22 protein-coding genes are annotated in these 23,166 nt (G+C 63.8%); 20 read left to right on the forward strand and 2 right to left on the reverse strand.

Going from position 1 to position 23,166, the window contains the following annotated elements; genetic code table 11:
* Positions 1 to 172: 172 nt before the first annotated feature.
* A complete protein-coding gene (locus tag BM186_RS09000; RefSeq protein ID WP_174892486.1) occupies positions 173 to 2,071 on the reverse strand; it encodes an ATP-binding protein in 1,899 nt (632 codons plus the stop codon).
* 282 nt (positions 2,072 to 2,353) lie between these two features.
* Here BM186_RS09000 and BM186_RS09005 point away from each other — a divergent pair, with 282 nt between their 5' ends.
* From BM186_RS09005 to BM186_RS09055, 11 genes are all read left to right on the forward strand, one after another.
* A complete protein-coding gene (locus tag BM186_RS09005; RefSeq protein WP_072424139.1) occupies positions 2,354 to 3,376 on the forward strand; it encodes an NAD(P)H-dependent glycerol-3-phosphate dehydrogenase in 1,023 nt (340 codons plus the stop codon).
* A 29-nt stretch (positions 3,377 to 3,405) separates the two neighbouring features.
* The gene (locus tag BM186_RS09010; RefSeq protein WP_017677141.1) at positions 3,406 to 3,753 is read left to right on the forward strand and encodes a DUF4389 domain-containing protein; all 348 of its coding nucleotides are present in this window, start codon (positions 3,406 to 3,408) and stop codon (positions 3,751 to 3,753) included.
* Complete coding sequence (gene sixA, locus BM186_RS09015) at positions 3,750 to 4,208, forward strand: phosphohistidine phosphatase SixA (RefSeq protein ID WP_003240786.1); 459 nt, start codon at positions 3,750 to 3,752, stop codon at positions 4,206 to 4,208. The genes BM186_RS09010 and sixA overlap by 4 nt, the downstream gene beginning before the upstream one ends.
* A 179-nt stretch (positions 4,209 to 4,387) precedes the next feature.
* A complete protein-coding gene (locus BM186_RS09020; RefSeq protein WP_074914798.1) occupies positions 4,388 to 6,055 on the forward strand; it encodes an AMP-binding protein in 1,668 nt (555 codons plus the stop codon).
* Between the two features lie 54 nt (positions 6,056 to 6,109).
* Positions 6,110 to 6,553 carry a hotdog fold thioesterase gene (locus tag BM186_RS09025; RefSeq protein ID WP_017677138.1) on the forward strand — a complete coding sequence of 148 codons (444 nt, stop codon included), beginning with the start codon at positions 6,110 to 6,112 and terminating at the stop codon, positions 6,551 to 6,553.
* A 58-nt stretch (positions 6,554 to 6,611) separates the two neighbouring features.
* Entirely contained in the window at positions 6,612 to 7,415 is an 804-nt protein-coding gene (locus tag BM186_RS09030) for an AraC family transcriptional regulator (protein WP_074914800.1), read from the forward strand.
* Between the two features lie 41 nt (positions 7,416 to 7,456).
* Positions 7,457 to 8,089 carry a LysE family translocator gene (locus BM186_RS09035; protein ID WP_074914802.1) on the forward strand — a complete coding sequence of 211 codons (633 nt, stop codon included), beginning with the start codon at positions 7,457 to 7,459 and terminating at the stop codon, positions 8,087 to 8,089.
* Between the two features lie 99 nt (positions 8,090 to 8,188).
* A complete protein-coding gene (locus tag BM186_RS09040; protein ID WP_072424133.1) occupies positions 8,189 to 8,992 on the forward strand; it encodes an alpha/beta fold hydrolase in 804 nt (267 codons plus the stop codon).
* Positions 8,989 to 9,852, forward strand: coding sequence for an alpha/beta fold hydrolase (locus tag BM186_RS09045; protein WP_072424132.1), 864 nt, complete (start codon positions 8,989 to 8,991; stop codon positions 9,850 to 9,852). Before BM186_RS09040 ends, BM186_RS09045 begins: the two co-directional genes overlap by 4 nt.
* Positions 9,853 to 9,979: 127 nt before the next feature.
* A complete protein-coding gene (locus BM186_RS09050; RefSeq protein WP_099481825.1) occupies positions 9,980 to 10,795 on the forward strand; it encodes a DUF4892 domain-containing protein in 816 nt (271 codons plus the stop codon).
* Between the two features lie 75 nt (positions 10,796 to 10,870).
* Complete coding sequence (locus BM186_RS09055) at positions 10,871 to 11,959, forward strand: AI-2E family transporter (protein ID WP_072424130.1); 1,089 nt, start codon at positions 10,871 to 10,873, stop codon at positions 11,957 to 11,959.
* Here the strand turns inward: BM186_RS09055 and BM186_RS09060 are convergent, their stop codons facing one another.
* Positions 11,960 to 12,970 carry a patatin-like phospholipase family protein gene (locus BM186_RS09060; protein ID WP_072424129.1) on the reverse strand — a complete coding sequence of 337 codons (1,011 nt, stop codon included), beginning with the start codon at positions 12,968 to 12,970 and terminating at the stop codon, positions 11,960 to 11,962.
* A 105-nt stretch (positions 12,971 to 13,075) separates the two neighbouring features.
* Here BM186_RS09060 and selD point away from each other — a divergent pair, with 105 nt between their 5' ends.
* From selD to BM186_RS09105, 9 genes are all read left to right on the forward strand, one after another.
* Positions 13,076 to 14,110: a selenide, water dikinase SelD gene (gene selD, locus BM186_RS09065; RefSeq protein ID WP_074914804.1), complete on the forward strand. Its 1,035-nt coding sequence runs from the start codon at positions 13,076 to 13,078 to the stop codon at positions 14,108 to 14,110.
* Positions 14,110 to 15,210, forward strand: coding sequence for a tRNA 2-selenouridine(34) synthase MnmH (mnmH, locus tag BM186_RS09070; RefSeq protein ID WP_074914805.1), 1,101 nt, complete (start codon positions 14,110 to 14,112; stop codon positions 15,208 to 15,210). Before selD ends, mnmH begins: the two co-directional genes overlap by 1 nt.
* A 75-nt stretch (positions 15,211 to 15,285) precedes the next feature.
* The gene (locus BM186_RS09075) at positions 15,286 to 15,564 is read left to right on the forward strand and encodes a hypothetical protein (RefSeq protein WP_017677124.1); all 279 of its coding nucleotides are present in this window, start codon (positions 15,286 to 15,288) and stop codon (positions 15,562 to 15,564) included.
* Positions 15,564 to 16,169, forward strand: coding sequence for a flavin reductase family protein (locus tag BM186_RS09080; RefSeq protein WP_074914808.1), 606 nt, complete (start codon positions 15,564 to 15,566; stop codon positions 16,167 to 16,169). Before BM186_RS09075 ends, BM186_RS09080 begins: the two co-directional genes overlap by 1 nt.
* 126 nt (positions 16,170 to 16,295) lie before the next feature.
* Positions 16,296 to 18,263, forward strand: a complete 1,968-nt coding sequence (locus tag BM186_RS09085; RefSeq protein WP_074914811.1) for a methyl-accepting chemotaxis protein — start codon at positions 16,296 to 16,298, stop codon at positions 18,261 to 18,263.
* Between the two features lie 95 nt (positions 18,264 to 18,358).
* Positions 18,359 to 19,276 (forward strand): AAA family ATPase, encoded by a 918-nt coding sequence (locus BM186_RS09090; protein WP_074914813.1) that lies wholly within the window; start codon positions 18,359 to 18,361, stop codon positions 19,274 to 19,276.
* Positions 19,276 to 20,229, forward strand: a complete 954-nt coding sequence (locus BM186_RS09095) for a DUF58 domain-containing protein (RefSeq protein WP_074914815.1) — start codon at positions 19,276 to 19,278, stop codon at positions 20,227 to 20,229. The genes BM186_RS09090 and BM186_RS09095 overlap by 1 nt, the downstream gene beginning before the upstream one ends.
* A complete protein-coding gene (locus BM186_RS09100; protein WP_074914817.1) occupies positions 20,226 to 22,211 on the forward strand; it encodes a transglutaminase TgpA family protein in 1,986 nt (661 codons plus the stop codon). The genes BM186_RS09095 and BM186_RS09100 overlap by 4 nt, the downstream gene beginning before the upstream one ends.
* Before the next feature lie 100 nt (positions 22,212 to 22,311).
* Positions 22,312 to 23,082: a CHAD domain-containing protein gene (locus BM186_RS09105; RefSeq protein WP_074914820.1), complete on the forward strand. Its 771-nt coding sequence runs from the start codon at positions 22,312 to 22,314 to the stop codon at positions 23,080 to 23,082.
* The last annotated feature ends 84 nt before the right edge of the window (positions 23,083 to 23,166 follow it).

Genomic DNA, 23,166 nt, shown 5'->3' on the forward strand with positions numbered 1-23,166 from the left:
TCGTCCTGGCCGGCGACGTCTGGATAGGCGTCTGCCGGCAGCCTAGTCATAGACTGTTGCGTTGTGGTGAAAGTCACAGCGCAGTGAGTACAGTTGTACTCTGCTGTACTGACGTTGTCACAGGCACAGCAGTTTCTCCTTGTAACCCTGCACTGTCACGGGCGCTACTCGCCTATGGTCGGGCTGGCAGCCAGCGCAGCAGAATGCGTTGCAAATCTGCACGTTTGAACGGTTTTGCCAGGTAATCGTTCATTCCTGCTTCCAGGCAGGCTTCGCGGTCGCCCTGCAGGGCATTGGCGGTCAGGGCGATTATCGGCACCTGCTGGCATTGCTGGAGCTGGCGGATCTGCCGCGTCGCCTCGTAACCGTCCATCAGGGGCAGCCTGCAGTCCATCAGGATAGCGGCGTAATCGTGTCGGCTGCAGTTCTGTACGGCCTGCTGACCATCGCCGACCAGGCTGACCTGATAGCCCAGGCTGCGCAACATGGCCTCGATGACCGTCTGGTTGACCGGATTGTCCTCCACCAGCAACACCGACTGACCCTCGCCGCTACCCAGGTTCTGAGTGTCGCCGCTTTGTACGGGTTCGTTGCGGGCCAGAAAGGGCAGCGGTATTTCCAGGGTAAACACCGAGCCTGTGCCCAGTTGGCTTTCCGCGCGCAGGGTGCCGCCCATGCGCTCGGCCAGGGTGCGGGCGATCGGCAGGCCCAGGCCGGTGCCGCCGTAACGGCGGGAAATCGACGTGTCCGCCTGCTGGAAAGCATCGAACATATGCTCCAGGCGCTCGTCGTCGATGCCGATGCCGCTGTCGCGCACGGCGCAGGTGAACCACAGCACCTGGTCGTCCAGCTTCTGCCAGCGGGTTTCCACGCGAATCTGGCCTTCTTCGGTGAACTTCAGAGCGTTGCCGATCAGGTTGACCAGAATCTGCCGGATGCGCGTGGGGTCGCCGCGAACTTCCAATTGGTCCAGACCTGGCTGGGTTTCCAGCAGCAGTTGCAGGCCACGTTGCTGAGCGCTGTGCTGGAATACCTGCACCGAGCCTTGCAGCAGCTCCAGCAGGCTGAAGGGAATGGCTTCGAGCTCCAGGGCGCCGCGCTCGATCCGTGAGAAGTCGAGAATGTCGTTGATCACCTTGAGCAGGTGCTCGGTGGACTCGGTGGCCAGGGCGGCGTACTCGTTCTGCTCGTCGTTCAGGCTGGTGGTTTCCAGCAGTTGCAGCATGCCCAACACGCCATTCATGGGCGTGCGTAGTTCGTGGCTCATCATCGCCAGGAAGTCGGACTTGGCCCGGTTGGCCTGCTCGGATTCCTCGCGCGCCTGGATCAATTCGGCAATCGCCTGCTGCTGCTCGCGACCGCTCTGCTCGAGGGCGCAGGCGAGGTTGTTGATATGCCGGGCGAGGTCGGTCAGTTCGTCATTGCCGCGCTCGACCAGGGACGGGCGGTAGTCACCACTCTGGATGCGTTCCAGGGCCTGGCCCATGGCACTGAGCGGTTGCGCCAGGCGCCTGGCCAGGCGACGGGCGAGCAGGAAGGTCAGCAGCAGCGCCAGCAGCGACAGAATACCGGCCTTGAACAGTATTTCCTGCTGGCGCGTATTGAAGGTGTCGTTGGACATGCCCACCACTACCCGGCCCAGGTAGCCGTCGCCGAGTGCCTTGCCCAAGGGGGGCAGCGCTTGCGCACGGGCAGGTTGGCCCTGCAGCCGGATGGGTGCCTGGAACACCTCGACCTGCGGCGTGCTATGGCCTTGTTCCTTGGGCCGCTCGACATACACCAGAATGTTGTCGTCGCGGTCACGCACTTCAGCGAAACGCACGTCAGGGGTGCCTAGGGTGGCACGCAGCAGGCTTTCCAGCGTGTCGAGGTTGTCGTTGAGCACGCCGTACTCGGTGGCTGGCGCCAACTGGTTGGCGATCAGCTGGCCAATATGACCCTGCTCCAGGCGCAGATCCTGCAGGCGGGTGAAGGTGAGAAAACCGGTCAGCAGCAGGGTCAGCAGCAGGGCAGGGCCGACACTGATCAGCTGAGTGCGGGTGTGAATGTTCCAGCCGCGACGCTGGTTCATGGCTCTACCGTCCCTGGAAAGCGGCGCTGCTACCTGACGAGAGGCGCAGGGCGGGGGCAAGGGGCTGCCTGTGGGCACGAATCGTCCTTGGCAATTATGGTCAATCCCGCATGTTAACCGACCCGACGCGCTTTGCCAGCGTCAGGCGCCTGCACTCTGCGGTAATTCTCGTTTGCCCGGCGCTGCGGATGGTCTGCACTGAACTTTTGCCCTGGCCGGGTACTCTCGGCTCCGTATAATGCCCGCAGACCGCCATCACGCATGGCCTCATTCGGAAGACCTATGACACAGCTCCAACCCATTGCCGTACTCGGCGGCGGCAGCTTCGGCACCGCCCTGGCCAACTTGCTGGCGGAGAACGGCCAGCGCGTCCTGCAGTGGATGCGTGACCCCGAGCAGGCCGAGCAGATGCGTCAGAGCGGCGAAAATCCGCGCTATCTGAAGGGCGTCAAGCTGCATTGCGGTATCGAGCCGACCAGTGACCTGAGCGGTGTGCTGCAGCAGGCCGAGCTGGTGCTGGTCGCATTGCCTTCCAGCGCCCTGCGCGATGCCCTGCAACCGGTGGCGGCGCAGTTGGCAGGCAAGATGCTGATCAGCACCACCAAGGGCATCGAGGCCAAGACCTTCAAGCTGATGAGCCAGATTCTCGAAGAGATTGCCCCCGACGCGCGTATCGGCGTGCTGTCCGGACCGAATCTGGCCAAGGAAGTGGCCGATCACGCCCTGACCGCCACGGTGATCGCCAGTGAAGATGAAGAACTGTGCCTGCGCGTGCAGCAGGCTCTGCATGGCAGAACCTTTCGCGTCTACGCCAGCGCCGATCGTTTCGGTGTCGAGCTCGGCGGCGCGTTGAAGAACGTCTATGCCATCATGTCCGGCATGGCGGCGGCGCTGGGCATGGGTGAGAACACCAAAAGCATGCTGATTACCCGCGCCCTGGCGGAAATGACCCGGTTCGCGGTCAAGCTCGGCGCCAATCCGATGACCTTCCTCGGCCTCGCTGGTGTCGGCGACCTGATCGTCACCTGTTCGTCACCGAAAAGTCGCAACTATCAGGTCGGCTTCGCCCTGGGCGAAGGCCTCAGCCTGGAAGACGCGGTGCAGCGCCTTGGCGAAGTTGCCGAAGGGGTCAATACGCTCAAGGTACTCAAGGCTCGTGCCGAAGAGCTGGACGTCTACATGCCGCTGGTCGCCGGCCTGCATGCCATCCTCTTCGAGGGGCGTACGCTGGCTCAGGTCATCGAATTGCTGATGCTCGGTGAACCCAAGACCGACGTCGATTTCATCCCCACTGCTGGTTTCTGAACCCGGCAGCCAATCAAGGAGCGTGAGTCATGAGTGATGAAAAGCAGGAGTTGGAGCGCGAGTCGATTCTGCTGCGCATTCTGTGGATGGTGATCTTTCTCATCGTCTGGCAACTGGCCGAACTGCTGCTCGGCGCCGTGGTGCTGCTGCAATTGGGTTACCGCCTGTTCTACGGCGCGCCGAACGCCAGCCTGCTGAGCTTTGGCGACAGTCTCAGTCAGTATCTGGCGCAGATCGGTCGTTTCGGCACCTTCAACACCGATGAAAAACCCTGGCCGTTCGCCGACTGGCCGACGCCGCGGGCGCCTGAAGGCGAGACCGCGCACAGTATCCCGCCGGCGCCGCACCCTGTGCGCGACGAGGAGCCCAAGCTGTGAGGTTATGGCTGCTGCGCCATGGTGAGGCAGAGCCGCAGGCGGCCAGTGATGCTGCCCGCGAGCTGACCGCCCACGGTCGCCAGGAAGTGCAGCAGGCCGCCGCTCAGCTCGCCGGTCGGCCCCTGACCGCCATCGTCGCCAGCCCCTACGTGCGTGCCCAGCAGACGGCCGAGCTGGTACGCAGCGAGCTGGGGTTCGGCGGCAAGATAAACACCGTGACCTGGCTGACGCCGGACAGTGATCCGCGTGATGCCCTGAAGTATCTCGATGAGCGTGAGCGTGCCGAGGTGCTGCTGGTCAGCCATCAACCGCTTATCGGCGCGCTCGGCGGGCTACTGGTGCACGGTCATCGCCAGGAGCCGCTGCCCATGCGCACCGCCAGCCTGGCTGAGCTGGAAGGCGATATCCCGGCCGCCGGGCTGATGGAGCTGTTGGCGCTTATCCACCCTCGCTGACTCATCACGCTGTGGCGCCCTGGCGGCGTCACAGGCGTTCCGTCCGATGTAGCGCCGGCATGTGCAAAATGTTCCAGGCTAGAAACATTTCTTAACTTGCGCCTCTTTTGTCTGCGTGGAATATTCAACCAAGCAAGTGCTTGGTCGATTCCTACAAAAACAACAAAGGAGGAAGCCCTGTGGCTGATGCAATCCGTTTGCCGCTCGAGCTGTTTTACGAACGTGAAGCAAGGCACCCGAACAAACGCTACATGGTGCAACCTCTAGGGGGCGGCCAGCTTTTGGAGCTGAGCTGGGCCGACGTGGGCGAGCAGGCGCGCCGCGCAGCCAGCTGGTTGCGTAGCCGTGAACTGCCGCAGGGCAGCCGCATCGCCATCATCTCCAAGAACTGCGCGCACTGGATCGTTGCCGATCTGGCGATCTGGGTGGCGGGCCACGTTTCGGTACCGCTGTATCCCAACCTCACCGCCGACTCCATGGGGCAGGTGCTGGAGCATTCCGAAGCAGCCCTGGCCTTTGTCGGCAAGCTCGATGACTGGGCCTCGATGGCACCGGGCCTGCCGCCGGGCTTGCCGACCGTCAGCCTGCCGCTGCATCCGCAGGGCAGCTTCGACTACAGTTGGGATGACCTGCAGCGCAGCGCGCCGATTCAGGATGATCCCAAGCCAGCAGCCAACCAGTTGGCCACCATCATCTACACCTCCGGCACTACCGGCACGCCCAAGGGCGTGATGCACAACTTCTCCAATTTCGGTTTCGCCGCCAGCAACGCCATCAAGCTGTTTGGCGTGGGCGAGGATGATCGACTGATCTCCTACCTGCCGCTGTGCCACGTGGCCGAGCGCATGTTCGTCGAACTGGCTTCCATCTATGCCGGGCAGACGATCTTCTTCGCCGAGAGCCTGGATACCTTCCTGGAAGACCTCAAGCGTGCGCGGCCGACCGTGATGTTCGGCGTGCCGCGCATCTGGACCAAGTTCCAGATGGGGGTGTACAGCAAGATGCCGGCGCAGAAGCTCGACCGTCTGCTGCGGCTGCCGATCATCGGCCGCTTCATCGGTCGCAAGGTACTCGCCGGCCTCGGCCTGGACGCCATTCGCTATGCGCTGTCCGGCGCCGCGCCAGTGCCCGAGGCGCTGCTCAACTGGTATCGCCGCCTGGGCATGGAGATCCAGGAGGTCTATGGCATGACCGAGAACTGTGGTTATTCCCACGTGTGTCTGCCGGGCAAGTTCAAGCAGGGCTGGATCGGCCAGAACAACCGGGGCGTCGAGGTGCGCATCGGCGAGGATGGCGAAGTCCTGGTGCGCAGCGGCGCGACCATGCAGGGTTACTACAAGGACCCGATCAAGACCGCCGAGACGCTGACTGACGATGGCTTCCTGCGCACTGGCGACAAGGGCGAGCAGGACGCCGAAGGCAACCTGCGCCTTACCGGCCGTATCAAGGAAATCTTCAAGACCAGCAAGGGCAAGTATGTCGCGCCTGCGCCGATCGAAAACCGCATCGGCGAGCACTCGCGTATCGAGCAGGTGTGCGTGGTCGGCGACGGCCTGCCGCAGCCCATAGCCCTGTGTGTGCTATCCGATGTAGGGCGTCAGGAAGCGGCCAATGACAGTCGCGATGAGCTGGAGAACAGCCTCAAGGCCCTGCTCGCCGAGGTCAATGGTCGTCTCGATCACCATGAGCGGCTGCAAGGCCTGGTACTGGTCAAGGAGGTCTGGGCGGTGGAGAACGGTTTCCTGACGCCGACTCTGAAAATCAAACGCGCGGTGATCGAGGGCACTTATGGCGAGCGTTTCGCCGAGTGGCAACAGCGCAGCGAAGCCGTGCTCTGGCACGATTGAGCCTGAATGGGCCGGGTTGACCGGCCCTGTGTTCAACGCACAAGGAACGCCTCCATGGGACTGTGGCAACGAACGCCCGATATCGATGCACTCAACGCGACCTTGAAAAACAGCATCGGTGAGGTGCTGGACATCCGTTTCGAAGCCTTCGACGACGAATCGCTCAGCGCCAGCATGGTGATCGACTCGCGTACCCACCAGCCCTATGGCTTGCTGCACGGTGGCGCCTCGGTGGTGTTGGCGGAAACCCTAGGCTCCACTGCCAGCTACCTGTGCATCGACAGCAGCCGCTTCTACTGCGTCGGTCTGGAGGTCAATGCCAACCATCTGCGCGGTTTGCGCAGCGGGCGCGTGCATGCAGTGGCGCGGCCGGTGCATCTGGGTCGTACCACCCACGTCTGGGACATTCGCCTCAGTGGCGACGACGGCAAGGCCAGCTGTATTTCGCGGCTGACCATGGCCATCGTTCCCCTGGGGGATCAGCCCCCGAAACTTTAAGGTTCTGCCTGCAATTTCATCCAAGATTTGCCCGATCCGTGGCGCTACAGTACGCGCCATGGACCAGATCACTCATATCCAAAGCAGCTTGCCCGGCGTGCGCCTGATCGATGCCGAGTACCGTCGCTTCGCCTTTCCCCGGCACTTTCACCTGGAATATCACGTCGGCCTGCTGATACAGGGACAGCATCGCTACGCCTATGGTGGTGAGCGCCGGCATGTCGGGGCGGGGGACGTACTGCTGATGGCGCCGGAAGGGATTCATGACGGCGCCTGCCTGGATGGCCAGAGTTACCGTATTCGGGTAATGGCCTTCGATCCCTCCTGGCTGGATGAAGCCAGTCGGACCCTGAGTGACGGTCGTCAGGGCGCGCCGCGCTTGACTACCAGCAGTCTGCGTCACCCGCTGCTGTCGCAGCACCTGCAGCGCTTTCATGCGGCGATGTTGGGCGGCTCGAGGCTGGCTCAGGAGGAGGCGCTCTGGCAGGCGCTGGCCTACCTGCTGGAGATGGGCTCGACCTTGCGCGTCAGCGAGCCACATCGCGTCTTCGATCAGCAGACCTGGCAGCGGCTGCGCGATTGGCTGGAGAGCCGCCTGGACGATCCGCCCACGCTGGAGGAAATCGCCGCTTTCTGCGCCATGAGCCCGTGGCAGGCGCTGCGGCGTTTCCGCCAGCACAGCGGTTTGCCGCCGCATCAGTGGCTGACGCAACTGCGTTTGCAGCGGGCGTTGCCGCTGGTGCTGGCGGGTGAGCCTCTGAGCGAGATCGCGTTGCGCCTGGGCTTCTACGACCAGGCGCACTTCTCGCGGCTGTTCCGTCGCACCTACGGTCTGCCACCGGCGCGCCTGCGCCAGGGCTGACCCACCCGCACATCCCGTTTTTCATTTTCCTGGAGATCACCATGCAGGAGACGTCCGTCTTGCTGTCGCTGGCTGCCGTGTTCGCGGTGGCCCTCATCAGTCCCGGCCCGGATGTAGCGCTGGTGGTGCGCACCGCCTTGCATCAGGGGCAGCGTGCCGGCTTGCTCAGTGCGTTGGGCCTGGCCTGCGGCATTCTTCTGCACGGCACCCTGGTACTTAGCGGCGTGGCCTTGCTGCTCAGTCGTACCGAGTGGCTGTTCGAGCTGGTGCAGGTCGGCGGTGCACTCTATCTGGGCTGGCTGGGTATCGGCGCTGTGCGTGCCTGGTGGCGTGGCAGTGCTGGCCCGAGGCGGCTGGATGGCGAGCTGACGCCTTCACTGTTCGGCCCCTGGTTACGCGGCGTGCTCACCAACCTGGGCAATCCCAAGGCGCTGGTGTTCTTCCTGGCACTGCTAAGCAGTCTGGTACCCGCCGATATGTCGCTGCCCGGCAAGGTGGCCTGTGCCGCGCTGCTGTTCGGCCTGAGCCTGTTCTGGTTCAGCCTGCTGGGGCTGACCCTGAGCCGCCCGCTGATGCGTCAGCGGCTGCTGCAGGTGGCGCCGACCATCGACTTCGTTTGCGGCCTGGTATTTCTGCTGGTGGCAGCCAGTATCGTCGGACGTCTGCTGCTATAGCCCTGACCATTGCGCCGTCATCAATGGCCGTTACGGTCATTGCCGTGCGTCGGTGGCTGCCGGAGAATCCGGGCATATTTGTTTTCTCGAGTTTGATGCATGCCGCAGTCGATCTTCTTCGCTCATGCCAACGGCTTTCCGTCGGCCACCTACGGCAAGCTGTTCGCCGCGCTGGCGCCGGATTTTCAGGTGCAGCACCTGGAGCAGCATGGCCACGACCCGCGTTTTCCGGTCAATGACAACTGGTCGAATCTGGTCGATGAGCTGATCCATCACCTCGAGGGCGGGGCCGAGCCGGTCTGGGGCGTCGGCCATTCGCTCGGCGGCGTGCTGCATTATCACGCTGCCTTGCTTCGCCCGGAGTTGTACCGCGGCGTAGTGATGCTCGACTCGCCAGTGCTGACCCTGGCAGATCGCATGGTGATTCGCGCCGCCAAGCGCTTCGGCTTCATCGACCGCATCACCCCGGCCGGCCGCACGCTTGGGCGCCGTGAAGCCTTTGCCGATCTCGTCGAAGCGCGAGACTACTTCGCCGGCAAGAGCCTGTTTCGCCGTTTCGACCCCGAGTGCCTGGACGCCTATGTCAGCCATGGCCTGCAACCGGGTGAGCAGGGGTTGCGTCTGAAATTCGATCCAGCCACCGAGATCAGCATCTATCGCAGCGTGCCGCACACCTCTCCGGGGCTACCCCAGCAGTTGGCGGTGCCGCTGGCGATGGTGCGCGGTCGCCACAGTAGGGTGGTATTGCCGCATCATGCGCATCTGTTACGGCGCATGCCGCGCGCGGAATATCACAACCTGCCGGGCGGCCATATGTTCCCGCTGGAGCGCCCGCAGGCTACCGCCGACCTGCTGCGTCAACTGTTCACCCGCTGGGCCGGTAGCCAGGAGCAACGTGCATGAGCATGGGTTTCGAGGAAGTGCGCCTGAGCCTGCCGCATATCGAGTTGGCGGCTCACCTCTACGGTCCAGAAGATGGTGTGCCGGTTCTGGCGCTGCACGGCTGGTTGGATAACGCAGCGAGCTTTGCGCGGCTGGCACCGAAACTCGAGGGGTTGCGTATCGTCGCCCTTGATTTTGCCGGTCATGGGCATTCCGAGCATCGCTCGGCAGGCGCCGGTTACGCGCTGTGGGATTATGCCTTTGACGTGCTGCAGGTCGCCGAGCAGTTTGGTTGGGAGCGTTTCTCCATCCTCGGTCATTCCATGGGCGCGATCACCGCCGTGTTGCTGGCGGGGGCAATGCCGGAGCGGATCGCGCGCCTGGCCCTGATCGACGGCCTGGTGCCTTACACCGGTGAAGCCGAGCAGGCGCCGCAGAAGCTGGGTGAAGCCCTGCGCGCCAGGCAGGCGCTGACTGACAAGCGCAAGCCGGTGTACGCCCAGATGGCGCGCGCAGTCGAGGCGCGCATGAAAGGCGTGGGCGCGGTCAGCCATGAGGCGGCCGAATTGCTGGCCCAGCGTGGGCTGATGCCGGTGCCGGGCGGCTACACCTGGCGTACCGACAGCCGCCTGACCCTGCCGTCGCCGCTGCGTCTGAGCTGGGCGCATGCCCAGGCGTTCGTTCGCGCGCTGCAATGTCCGGTCAGTCTGGTGCTGGCGGAGCAGGGCATGATGGGGGCGCAGGCGGCCGTGCGGACCTTGCTGCAGGAGCTGCCGTTCGAGGTACACCGTCTGCCCGGTGGACATCACCTGCATCTGGATGATGAAGCCGGTGCACAGCTCGTAGCGGATTGTTTCAATCCATTCCTGCGCTTGCCTTGACTTGCCTGCGGCCGTGGGGAAAGGTGTGGCGGTCTGCCATGGAGGATCGCATGATCGACCCGTTAAAAGTCGCCACTCGCTGTACAGCAAGCTCACCCGTCGCGTTTTTTCAGTGGACCGCCACCTTATGAAAGGGGCTGTGCAGTTTTTTTCTGCGGTGCTTGCCACGGTCTGTAGCGGTGCCGTACTGGCGGCCGATCTGCCTGGCAGTCGCGATCTCGAGGTACTGCCGCGGTTTCCTGCCAGTCACATCGTCGCGTTCAAGGAAGCGCCCGATGTCGAGCGTATCTATCCGCAAGGCTCCATTCGCCGCATCAGCGGGCGGTTGCGCTATGAGCGGGAGATTCTCGTGCAGGGCAAGCACAGTGCGGTGACCTACGAGCTGCCACGCACCCACAGCGCCGATCAGGTGTTCACCGCGGCGCGCGAAGCGCTGCTGGAAAAGGACGCCGAGCTACTCTACTGGTGCCAGGGCCGTGAGTGTGGTGCGAGTAGCCTGTGGGCCAACTCGGTATTCGGCAATGCCACGCTATATGGCTCTGACGACCAGCAGGCCTATGCCTTGTTACGCCTGGCCGAGCCGAATCACGAGAGCCTGCTGGCGCTATACAGCATCACTCGTGGTAATCGCCGTGCTTACCTGCATGCCGAGCAACTGGATGCCGAAACCCCTCTGGGCGTATTGCTGCCGACGCCGGCGACCTTGCTGCGTCAGTTGCGCGCCGATGGGCAACTGAAACTGCCCGATGAAGCCAAGGCCGACAGCGCCTGGGTCGAGGTGCTGGCGCGCAGCCTGAACCTCGACAGCACCCTGCGCGTCAGCCTCGCCGGCAGCCAGGCCGAGGCCTGGCGCGAGGCGTTGATCGAGCAGCGCGTGCGCGAAGCGCGACTGGAGTTGGGTGAGAGCTCGGATGAAACACTGAGCGTGCGTTTGTTGCGTTAAGCTATCGTTGGCAATCGTCTGTGACAAAGCGCCCGTAAGGGCGCTTTGTCGTTTCGTCGAAGGGAGTCTCGCTTGATGGCCACTAATGATCGTCTGCTGGTGCAGATTCTTCTGCTCGGCCTGCTGGCTGCCAGCCTATGGGTGCTGGCGCCATTCTGGTCGGCGTTGTTCTGGGCCGCCGTGTTGGCCTTTGCCAGTTGGCCGCTGATGCGTCTGCTGACGCAATTGCTCAGAGGGCGGCTGTCACTGGCGGCCGGTATTCTCACCTGTGGCTGGGTGATCCTGGTGGCGGGGCCGCTGATCTGGCTGGGCTTCAACCTGGCCGATCACATCAAGGATGCCAATGCGCTGATCAAGGGGCTGCAGGTCGAGGGGTTGCCGCCACCGCCGGCATGGCTGGCAGGCCTGCCGCTCGTGGGGGAGCGTCTGGCTGCCTTGTGGCTGACCATCGATCAGCAGGGCGCGGCCTTCTTCGCTTCCCTGCGGCCTTATCTCGGTCAGGTCGGCAACTGGTTGCTGGCACGCAGCGCGCAGCTCGGCGGCGGCATGCTGGAGCTGGGTTTGAGCCTGGTGCTGGTGTTCTTCTTCTACCGCGACGGGCCTCGCCTGGCAGTGTTCGTTCATGGCCTGCTGGAGCGTCTGATCGGCGAGCGAGCCGACCATTACCTGGAGCTGGTCGCTGGCACCGTGCAGCGGGTGGTCAATGGCGTGATCGGCACTGCTGCGGCCCAGGGCCTGCTGGCGCTCATCGGCTTCTGGATCGCTGGCGTGCCGGGAGCGATCGTGCTGGGTATTCTTACCTTCGTTCTCAGCCTGGTGCCGATGGGACCGCCGCTGGTGTGGATTCCCGCCACTGCCTGGTTGGTATGGCAGGGCGACTACGGTTTTGCCCTGTTCCTCGGCGTCTGGGGCATGTTCGTCATCAGCGGCGTGGACAACATTCTCAAGCCCTACCTGATCAGCCGTGGCGGCAACCTGCCGCTGGTGGTGGTACTGCTTGGCGTGTTCGGCGGCTTGCTGGCGTTCGGCTTCATGGGCCTGTTCCTCGGCCCGACTCTGCTGGCGGTGGCCTACAGCCTGCTCAGCGATTGGGTGGCGGACAAGACACCACCGGCCGAAGCCGTGGTCGACAAACCATTGCCGGGCGAGGAACCACGCGGCTGATCAGCCGCGTTCGCTTTCATACTTGTCGAGGGTGTCGCGAGCGATCTGCCGACCCAGCATGATCAGCTCCGGCGCCTTGTAGAACTCGAAGAAGCGGCAGGCGCGCTTGGGTACGTTGATCAGGATGTCCGGTGGGTAGCCGGCGATCTTGTATTGCGCCAGCGAAGTCTGCATCACCTCGAAGCTCTGGTTGACCAGCTCCAGCAATGACGCCGGCCCGCTGAATTCGGCTACCCGCGAGCCGCTGGCGGATTTCGGCGCAGGTTCATCATCTTCTTTGCGGCTAGGCGCCGCGGCCGGGCCGATGTCATCGGCGAGCCGCTGCTGCTCGGCGAGCAACAGGGTTTCGTCCTCGCTCTTGCGGCGAAAACTGGGCAGACGCGAGCCGAGTGACGTCATCAACTGGTCGATGCGCCCCTTGAGGGCCGCGGGTCGTTCGATCACCGGCAACTGGTAGTGATTCTGGTTGGTGGCGTTGAGGTTGACCGCGATGATCAGGTCGCAGTGGCTGGAGACCACCGGGACGATTGGCAGCGGGTTGAGCAGGCCACCGTCGACCAGCATGCGCTTGCCTTGGATGACCGGCGTGAACAGGCTGGGAATCGCTGCCGAAGCGCGCATCGCCTGGTGCAGGCAGCCTTCCTGGAACCAGATTTCCTGCTGGTTGGTCAGGTCGGTGGCGACGGCGGTGAAAGGGATGGCGAGGTTTTCGATGTCCACCTCGCCAACGATCTCCTGAATGCGCCCGAATACCCGTTCACCGCGAATGGCGCCGAGGCGGAAGCTGACGTCGAGCAGGCGCAATACATCGAGATAATCCAGGCTTTCCGTCCATTCACGGTATTCGCGCAGCTTGCCGGCAGCGAAAATACCGCCTACCACCGCGCCCATCGAGCAGCCGGCGATGCAGCCGATTTCGTAACCGCGCTCCTGCAACTCCTCGATCACACCGATGTGCGCATAGCCGCGCGCACCTCCCGAGCCCAGTACCAGCGCCACTTTCTTGCTCATTGACCGATTCCCCCTGTGAAGCTCCGACCTTACTCGCGCTAGAGGGCTGAGCCAAGGCAGTCTTTGCTAGAATCCGCCGCCAGTTATCGCGGTGAGAGAAAAACCATGAGCGAACCCATTCGTTTGACCCAGTACAGCCACGGCGCCGGCTGCGGCTGCAAGATTTCGCCGAAGGTGCTTGAGGTGATTCTCGCTGGCAGCGGCGCGCAGAATCTCGATCCCAGACTCTGGGTGGGCAATGCCTCGCGCGATGATGCGGCGGTATACGCCATCGACGAAGAGCGTGGCGTGGTCTCTACGACCGACTTCTTCATGCCGATCGTCGACGATCCCTACGACTTCGGCCGTATCGCCGCGACCAATGCGATCAGCGACATCTACGCCATGGGCGGTGAACCGCTGATGGCCATCGCCATCCTCGGCTGGCCGGTCAACGTGCTGGCCCCGGAAGTGGCGCGCGAAGTGATCCGCGGTGGCCGCGCCGTGTGTGATGAAGCCGGCATCCCGCTGGCGGGCGGTCACTCGATCGATGCGCCGGAACCGATTTTCGGCCTGGCCGTGACCGGCCTGGTGAGCAAGGCCAACATGAAGCGCAACGATACCGCCACGGCTGGTTGCAAGCTGTACCTGACCAAGCCCCTGGGCATCGGTATCCTCACCACGGCGGAGAAGAAGACCAAGCTGCGCGATGCGGACGTTGGCCTGGCGCGTGACTGGATGTGCACCCTGAACAAGCCCGGCAGCCGCTTTGGCAAGCTCGCCGGCGTGCGCGCGATGACCGACGTCACCGGCTTCGGCCTGCTTGGCCACCTGGTGGAAATGGCCGATGGCAGTGGCCTGAGTGCCCGTGTCGAGTTCGCCCGAGTGCCGCGTCTGGAGAGTGTCGAACACTATCTGGAGCAGGGCTGCATACCCGGTGGCACCTTGCGCAATTTCGACAGTTACGGCGACAAGATCGCGCCGCTGCCTGAGCTGGCCAAGCTGCTGCTGTGTGACCCGCAGACCAGCGGTGGCTTGCTGATTGCCGTGGCGCCGGAGGGCGAGGCCGAGTTCCTTGCCGTGGCCGCCGAGCTGGGGCTGGATCTGACGGCCATCGGTGAGATGGTCGAGCGACAGCGTTACGCGGTCGAGGTGTTCTGATGCGTGACAACTGCACCGACTACCGCGATCTGTTCCTGCATGACCGGGCGATGATGGATACCCGTGCGCCGGTCGAATTCCACAAAGGCTCCTTTCCCGGCGTGATCAATTTGCCGCTGATGACCGACATCGAGCGGCAAAAGGTTGGCACCTGCTACAAGCAGCAAGGCCAGCAGCCTGCAATCGAGCTGGGCCATCAACTGGTCAGCGGCCAGACCAAGGCCGAGCGCATCGAGGCTTGGGCCGCCTTTGCCAAGGCCAACCCTGACGGTTACCTGTACTGCTTTCGCGGTGGCCTGCGCTCGCAGATCGTCCAGCAATGGCTGAAAAGCGAGGCGGGCATCGACTATCCGCGCGTGGTTGGTGGCTACAAGGCCATGCGCACCTTCCTGTTGCAGACCACCGAAGAGGCCGTGCAAGCGTGCGATTTCGTGCTGGTGGGCGGGATGACCGGCACCGGCAAGACCGAGGTGATCAGCCAGCTGAACAACAGCCTGGACCTGGAAGCGCACGCCAATCACCGAGGCTCCAGCTTCGGCAAGCGCGCCACTGGCCAACCCGAGCAGATCGATTTCGAGAATGCTCTGGCCATCGATATGCTCAAGCGCCGTGCCGCGGGACAGCAGCAGTTCGTGCTGGAAGATGAGGCGCGTCTGATCGGCCGCTGCTCCTTGCCATTACCGCTGTATCAGGCGATGCAGCACCACCCGCTGGTGTGGCTGGAGGACAGTGTGGCCAACCGTGTGGAGCGGATTCTGCAGGCCTACGTGGTCGAGTTGTGTGCCGAGTTCGTTGCAGCCCAGGGTGCCGAGGCAGGCTTCACCGCCTTCGCCGCGCGCTTGCGTGAGAGCCTGGCCAATATCACTCGTCGCCTGGGTGGCGAGCGGTACCAGCGCCTGGCTGCGATCATGGAGCAAGCGCTGCAGGAGCAGCAGGTCGATGGCCGGGTAGATACGCACCGCGGCTGGATCGAGGCTTTGCTGGTCGAGTACTACGATCCTATGTACGTGTTCCAGCGCGAGAGCAAATCCGGGCGGATTGAATTCGCCGGGGAGCAGCAGGCTGTGGTGGAATACCTGCGTAAGCGAAACGGCGGGTGAGGTGGCACTTTCCTTCTGCCGTAGCGTCATAGACTGGGCCAACCCGTAGTCATATCCGTTCGAGGAGTGTGGTCGATGAAACACTGGATCTGTTTACCGCTGCTTGCGGTGGTGCTCACCGGCTGCGCCGGCAAGACCGTCTACCGTGAGACCTGTGCCAATCAACTGGATGCCGCCTGGAAAGAGCTGAGCATTGCCGAGGCCGAGGGTTTCGCTGGTACGGTGAGCTATTCCAAGGCGCTTTCGCTGCTTACCGCTGCCAAGACCCAGCAGCAGTTCGAAGCCTACGAAGGCTGCACCAGCAAGGCCGAGCGTGCGCGCTTTTACATCCGCGAATCGCGAGCGGGGCGTTGATGCAGCTCGATTTCTCCGATCTGAGCCCGCTCGAGGCTTATCGCTGGCTGGCTTCCACTGTCACGCCGCGGCCTATCGCCTGGGTCTCGACCCGTTCCGCCGAGGGCGTGGCCAATCTGGCGCCGTTCAGCTTCTTTCAGGTGATCAGTGACAACCCGCCGACCTTGCTGGTCAACGTCAATACCCGCGACGATGGCAGCCTCAAGGACAGCCTGCGCAATGCCCAGGCCAGCGGCGAGCTGGCGATCCAACTGGTCAGCTTCGCCCAGGCCGAAGCGATGAACGCCAGCGCCGCGATCCTGCCTCATGAGGTCAGCGAGTTCGCTCACTGTGGCATCGCCAGCCAGCCGTGCGAGCGCATCGATGTGCCGCGTGTCGTCGGCGCACCGGTGACCTTCGAATGCCGTGTGGCGCAAATCCAGCCCTATCCGGCGCAACGGCCCAACTGCCATCTGATCTTCGCCGAGGTGCTGTTGGCGCATATCGATGACGCAGTGCTCAACGAGCAGGGGCGCATCGACCCGCTCAAACTCGATCTGGTGGGTCGCCTCGGTGGTAGCGCTTATTGCCGCACACGGGATCTTTTCCAGATGCAGCGGCCCTGAACCCGTTCTGAAAACGACGTCCAGTTAACTCTCCCGGCCATCTTGCTGTCTGCTGGCTTGTCGCCAGTAGTGCTGCGCTCCTATGTTCCAGATTTCGGGGCTAGCTGCGGTAGGCAGGGGGATGTCATGGGTGGCTCATTGAGCAAGCGGCTGGCCAGTCTGAGCACGACCAGCAAGTTGATGACGGGTTTTGCTCTGGTATTGATGCTGACCGCTCTGGTGGCTGTTACCGGTTTGCTGGCGTTGCGTGAAGTCAGTGCTGGCGCCGAGCTGCAGCAACGCATGAACGCACTTGGCGAGCAGGTGCTGCGCATGCGCCAGAGCGAGCAGGCGTTCGCGCTGAGTGGCGGCACTCAGCACGCCGAGCGTCTGGCCGAACAGGCCGAGGCGATTCTGCAGGCCGGGCAGGCCCTGCAAGGTGAGCTTGATAGCGGCACGGCCGCGATTCTGGCACAGGTCGAGCCCGCACTGGCCGACTACCGCAGCGCTTTTGCCCGCTACGTTGAACTCACCGACAACATGCAGCTGTCCCTGCAAGCCGCCGACTGGCTGGTGGTCAGTGCGGCCAACAGCCTGGATCTGCTGCAGGAAGGGCTGGCCGAAGATGGCGTCGACCTACTCAAGAGCTCCCAAGGCGAGCAGGGCGGTGATTCGGTCCTGCAGGCCGGCAAGGTCGGCAAGATTCATCAATTACTCTTGCAGGCGTTGGATCAGGCACGCCAGCGCCTGGAAGCCAGCCGGCGCAGCGACAGCAGTGAGCAGGCGGAAATTGCCCAGGCCGGCGAGGCGCAAGCCCTGGCTGCCGAGTTGCGCGATGCGCTGGACGACCCCGGTTATGCTGCGGTGCTCGGCGAGGTGGTGGTCAACGTCGACTCCTTCAACGAGCGTCTGAAGGAATACGCCACCCAGTTGCAGCAACAGAAACAGGTTTACGGCCAACTGGTCGCTCAGGTTGAGCACCTGCTGCTGCAGGTCGAGCTGGCTCTGGATACGCAACGTCAGGTCATGCGCGCCGAGCGCCAGGCCAGCAGCGGTCTGATCATCGTGGCAGCGGCCCTGGCGCTGCTGTTCGGGCTTGGCGCGGCGATCATGATCAGTCTGGCCATCGTGCGTCCGCTCAAGCGGGTGATCGGCCTCGCCGAATCCATTGCCAGTGGCGACCTCAGCGTACGTATCGAACAGCATCGGCGCGATGAGATCGGTCAACTGCTGGCTGCCATGCAAGGCATGTCCGCCAACCTGAGGAATATGGTTGGCCGCCTGCAGGGCGGTGTGGCACAGATTTCCAGTTCCGCCCAGAGCCTTTCGACAACCGCCGAGCAGACGCGCCAGGGCGTCAATGGCCAGAAGCTGGAGACCGATCAGGTCGCCACCGCCATGAGCCAGATGACGGCCACGGTGTATGAGGTGGCGCGCAATGCCGAGGCGGCAGCGGCTTCCACCGAACGGGCTGACCAGCGCGTCGGTGCGGGCAGTCAAGTGGTGCGTCAGACCCTGCAGCGCATCGAGCAATTGGCCCGCGCCATGGACGCCACTACCGAGAGCATTCAACGCCTGAGTCAGGACACTCAGCGCATCGATGCAGTGCTCGACGTGATCAAGAGCGTGGCCGAGCAGACCAATCTGCTGGCGCTCAACGCAGCCATCGAAGCGGCGCGCGCGGGAGAACAGGGGCGTGGTTTTGCGGTGGTCGCCGATGAGGTACGGGCACTGGCAAAACGCACTCAGCAATCCACCGCGGAAATCGAGTCGCTGATTGCGGCTTTGCGCGAGGGCAGCCGCCGCGCGGTGACGGACATGGAGCAGAGCGCCGGTCTGGTGAACCTGACGGTGGGCGACGCCAACCAGACCGAAGGCGCCTTGGCGGCGATTGCCGAGGCGGTGGGCCTTATCTCGGAGATGAACCAGCAGATCGCTGCAGCGGCCGAGCAGCAGACCGCCGTGGCCGAAGAAATCAACCGTAGCGTCACCTCGATCCGCGATATTGCCGATCAGTCAGCCACGGCCATGGACGAAACCGCCGCGTCGAGTATCCAGCTGGCTGAGCTGGGGCGTGAGCTGCAGGGCATGGCAGGGCACTTTCGCCTGACTTAGCGTCTGCCCTCACAGTTTCGTGAGCAAACTTTGCATAGCGCTATGCCACGCGCTGGCGCCCCAGTAGCATCGACGTTCTGCATAAGGAGCGAACGATGCGAACCAAACTGGATACCTGTCTCGACTCGGTCAATCAGGTACTGCTGGGCAAAGAGGCGCAGGTGCGCCTGGCACTGACCTGCCTGCTGGCGCGTGGTCACCTGTTGATCGAAGACCTGCCGGGCATGGGCAAGACGACCCTCAGCCATGCCTTGGCGCGTGTGCTGGGGCTGAGCTTCCAGCGCATCCAGTTCACCTCCGATCTGCTGCCGGGCGACATTCTTGGCACCTCGGTGTTCGACAAGGACAGTGGGCAGTTCGTCTTTCATCCGGGGCCGATCTTCGCCGAGCTGGTACTGGCCGATGAAATCAACCGCGCCACGCCGAAGAGTCAGAGCGCGCTGCTCGAAGCCATGGAAGAGGGGCAGGTGACCATCGAGGGTGCGACCCGGCCGCTGCCTGAGCCATTCTTCGTCATCGCCACGCAGAACCCGGTCAGCAGTGGCGGCACCTTCGCCTTGCCCGAATCCCAGCTCGATCGTTTTCTCATGCGCCTGTCGCTCGGCTATCCGGCGCAAGCGGCGGAACGAGCGTTGTTGCTGGGCGATGCCCGGCGCGATCTGTTGCCGCGCATGGAATCCGTTTTCGACCATGCCGAACTGGCCCGCCTGCAGGCGCAAGTGCCCAAGGTGCGTGCCAGCGACGCGCTGATCGACTATGTGCTGCGCCTGGTCGAGGCGACGCGCAGCCAGCCGCAGTTCGCCTGGGGGCTGTCGCCGCGTGCCAGTCTGGCATTGCTGGCCGCTGCACGGGCCTGGGCCTTGCTGGCCGAGCGTGATTACGTCATTCCCGAAGACGTGCAGGCGGTGCTGCCGTCGGTGGTGGGGCATCGCCTGCGCGAGCGCGCCGACCCCACCGGTCACGGTGGCGGCAGTCTGGTGCAATGGCTGCTGCGCGAAGTGCCGGCGCTCTGATGCGTGCAGCGCTGAAGCCGCTCTGGCGGCGCTGGCTGGCCAGGCGCATTCCGCCAGCGGCCAGCGTGCGCCTGAATCAGCGGCGTATTTTCATTCTGCCCAGCCGGGTAGGGGCAATCTTTGCCGTGGCTCTGCTGCTGATGTTGCTGGTGGGCATCAATTACCAGAACAGCCTGGCCTACGGCCTGACCTTCCTGCTGGTATCGGTGTTCGTCGTCACCATCCTGCATACCTACCGCAACCTGGCCGGATTGGTGCTCAAGGCCGGTGGTGGCGGTGCGGTGTTCGTCGGCGAGCATGCGCGTTTTCGCGTGCGCCTGGAGAGCCCCGAGCGTGAGCGCCAGGCCGTGGCGCTGGGTTGGCCACCGTCTGATCTGGTGGTGCGCGATGTACCTCGCCAGGGACAGACCGAAGTGGATCTGAGTCAGCCAGCCGTGCGGCGTGGCTGGCTGCGGCCCGAGCGTCTGCGGGTGGAAAGCCGTTTCCCGCTGGGCCTGCTGGTGGCCTGGAGCTGGGTCGATCTGGATCAGGCGGTGCTGGTCTACCCGCGGCCGCTGGAGGGCGAGTTGCCGTTGTCGGCGGGCCTGGGCGACGAGGAAGAGGAGGGCATGCGTGCCCGCGGCCAGGGTGCCGATGATTTCCAGGGCCTGCGCGAGTATCAGCCAGGCGACTCGAAACGGCGTCTGGACTGGAAGGCCTATTCACGTGGCCAGGGCCTGCTGGTCAAGGATTTCGCCATGCTCAGCGGCCGCGATCTGTGGCTGGACTTCGACAGCCTGGGCGGCGACAGCGAAATGCGTTTGTCGCTGCTCTGCTACTGGGTGCTGCAGTTCACCGAGCGGCAACAGGCGTTCGGCCTGCAACTGCCCGGGCAGGTGATCGCCCCGGATTATGGTGAAGGCCATCGCGATGCCTGCCTGCGCGCGTTGGCGCTGTTCGGAGCACGCGCATGAGCAGCCTGCCGGGTATCCCGAGAATTGCCCTGACCTGGTTGCTGGTCGCCCAGGTGCTGGTGATCGTGCCGCACTTGGTGCATTTGCCGCTGTGGATGATCGTGCTGTGGCTGGGCACTGCCGCTTGGCGTGTGCAGATATTCCGCATGCGTGCGCGCTATCCCAATGGCTGGGCCAAGGGCGGCCTGGTGCTGCTGGTGCTGGCGGGTATCCTGCTTTCGCGCGGCACCCTGGTGGGGCTGGATGCGGCGTCGGTGCTGCTGATCGCTACCTTCACTCTCAAGCTGCTGGAGATGCGCACGCGACGCGATGCGTTGGTGCTGATCTTCCTGGGATTCTTCTGCGTGGTGACCGCCTATCTGTTCGAGGACGGCATTCTGGCCGCGCTCTACAGCCTGCTGCCGGTCACGGCGTTGCTGACCGCACTGGTCGGCCTGCAGCACAGTGGTTTTGCCGAACGCCCCTGGCCGCCCCTGCGCCTGGCGGGTGGCTTGGTCCTGCAAGCGATGCCGCTGATGCTTCTGCTGTTCGTGTTCTTTCCGCGCATGGGTCCGTTGTGGTCGCTGCCACTGCCTAACGACAAGGGCGTCACGGGGCTGTCGGACAGTATGGAGCCGGCCGATATCGCCGAGCTCAGTCGCTCCTCGGCACTGGCCTTTCGCGCCAGTTTTGAGAGTGAAGTGCCGCCCAGAGGGCAGCTGTACTGGCGTGCTCTGACGCTGGAGCGCTTCGATGGCCGGCGCTGGTCGCAGTCCGGCTACGCCGACATACCCGTAGCTCCGCAGTGGAACAAGGCCGGTGAGCCGCTCGATTACAGCATCATCATGCAGCCCAGCGGCAAGCGCTGGCTGTACGCGCTGGATGTCGGCGAGATGGCGCAGGACAGCGGGCGGATGATGAACGACTTCCGTTGGCAGAGACTGCGTCCGGTGGATCGGCCGTTGCTGTACCAGGTGCGCTCCTGGCCTGAGGCCGTGCGGCAGGCGCAGGCCGAACCGCCAGGTATCCGTCAGGCGTTGCAATTGCCCCAGCAGGGCGACCCGCGCAGTCGCGCCTGGGCGGCTGAACTGAAGGCGCAGTATCCGCAGGCTGACGCGCTGGTGGCGGCAGTGCTGCAGCATTTCAACCATGAGCCGTACGTCTACACGTTGCGCCCACAGCCTCTGGGCAGCGACAGCATCGACGATTTCCTGTTCAACACCCGACGCGGCTTCTGCGCGCACTATGCCGGCGCCATGACCTTCGTGCTGCGTGCCGCGGGTATCCCCGCACGGGTGGTCGCCGGTTATCAGGGCGGCGAGCTCAATCCTAACGGCAACTACATCCAGGTACGTCAGTTCGACGCCCATGCCTGGGTCGAGTACTGGCAGCCGGGCCGCGGCTGGCGCAGCGTCGATCCGACATTTCAGGTCGCGCCGGAGCGTATCGAACAAGGGTTGGAAGAGGCCTTGACCGAGGAGGATGGCTTTCTCGAGGACCAGCCCTTCTCGCCGCTGCGCTACCGCGAGCTGGCCTGGCTCAATCAACTGCGCATGAGCTGGGAGAACCTCAATTACGGCTGGCAGCGCTGGGTGCTGGGTTACCAGGGTGAGCAGCAGCTGAAACTGCTGCAGAACTGGTTCGGCGGTCTCGATTGGCAGCGCCTGGCGCTCGCTCTGGTGGGCACTGGCGCTCTTTTGATTGGCCTGCTGGCGTTGTGGTTGCTCAAGCCCTGGCAACAACGACCTGATCCGCAACGCCAGGCTTTTCGCAAGTTCGAGCGGCTGCTGGCGCGCCATGACGTGCGCCGAGAAGCGGGTGAGGGTGCGCGCTCCTTCGCGTTGCGTGCGGCGCAGCAGCTGCCTGAGCAGGCGGCGCAGATCGAGACATTTGCCCGTTGCTTCGAGCAGCAGCGCTATGCTGGCGGGCCAGCTTCGCGTGATGCCCTGCGGCAGGCGTTGAGTGATTTGCGCAAAGCATTACCCTGGCGCCTGTCGCGTTAGCGCCCATAGGCAGGTCGTTTTTCAACGGCCTGTGGGCCACATGTGTGAGTGAATGGCCGGGCTGTTAGCCTGGGCACATCGCCGTTTGAGAGGAGCGAGCATGAGCGATTTCATCGAACATTGCCTGGGGCGCGTCCTGGCTCTGCAGGTACGGCTGTATGCCTGCCAGGCGCGGCTGGCCGACTGCACCGACACCGAGGCGTTGCACGACCTGCGCATTGCCTTGCGGCAATTGCGCAGTCTGTTGCGTCCGTTGCGCGGTCTGCCAGCGGTGGAGGCTCTGGAACAGGGTGCCGCTGTGCTGGGCCGCCTCAGCGGGCCACTGCGTGATCGTGAGGTGCTGGTGGCCGAGTTGGCGCGCCTGGGCCTGGTCCATCTGGCGCCTGCCGATGAGAGCCAGCGCGCCGCAGGTTACGCTGCCATTGCCAGCAGTCGTGAATTGGCCGACCTGATGCTGTTGCTCGACAGCTGGCCGGCGAATTGGCGTGATGCTGCCAGGCAAGGCCAATTGAACGATGTAGACAAGCGCATCCGACGTCGTTTGCGACGCCAGCAACGACAACTGGCCCGCGCGTTGCGCGATCCGGCGCATGACCGTCATCGCCTGCGTCTGCTGATCAAACGTGTGCGCTACGCCGCTGAAACCTACCCGGCACACAGTCGTTTGAGCAAGGCGGCGCAACTCAGGCTCAAACGTGCGCAAAGCGCCCTGGGCGACTGGCACGACCACCTGCAATGGCTGGCGCAGGCCGACGCGATTGAGTCGCTGAGCCCCTGTCGGGCAATCTGGCTGCAGGCTCAGCAGGCCGCTGAGCAGCGCGCTGATGGAGCCTTGTTGGCGCTGTATGGCGATTTTCCCAATGCGCAATAAGACGACATTTTCGCCGCAAATATGACCGAATAGGCATCCATACAGGCTATCGTTCAGTTGTCGCCATCCCCTAAGATCATCGCC

This window comes from Ectopseudomonas toyotomiensis (genome assembly GCF_900115695.1).
In the GTDB taxonomy this organism is placed as follows: domain Bacteria; phylum Pseudomonadota; class Gammaproteobacteria; order Pseudomonadales; family Pseudomonadaceae; genus Aquipseudomonas; species Aquipseudomonas toyotomiensis.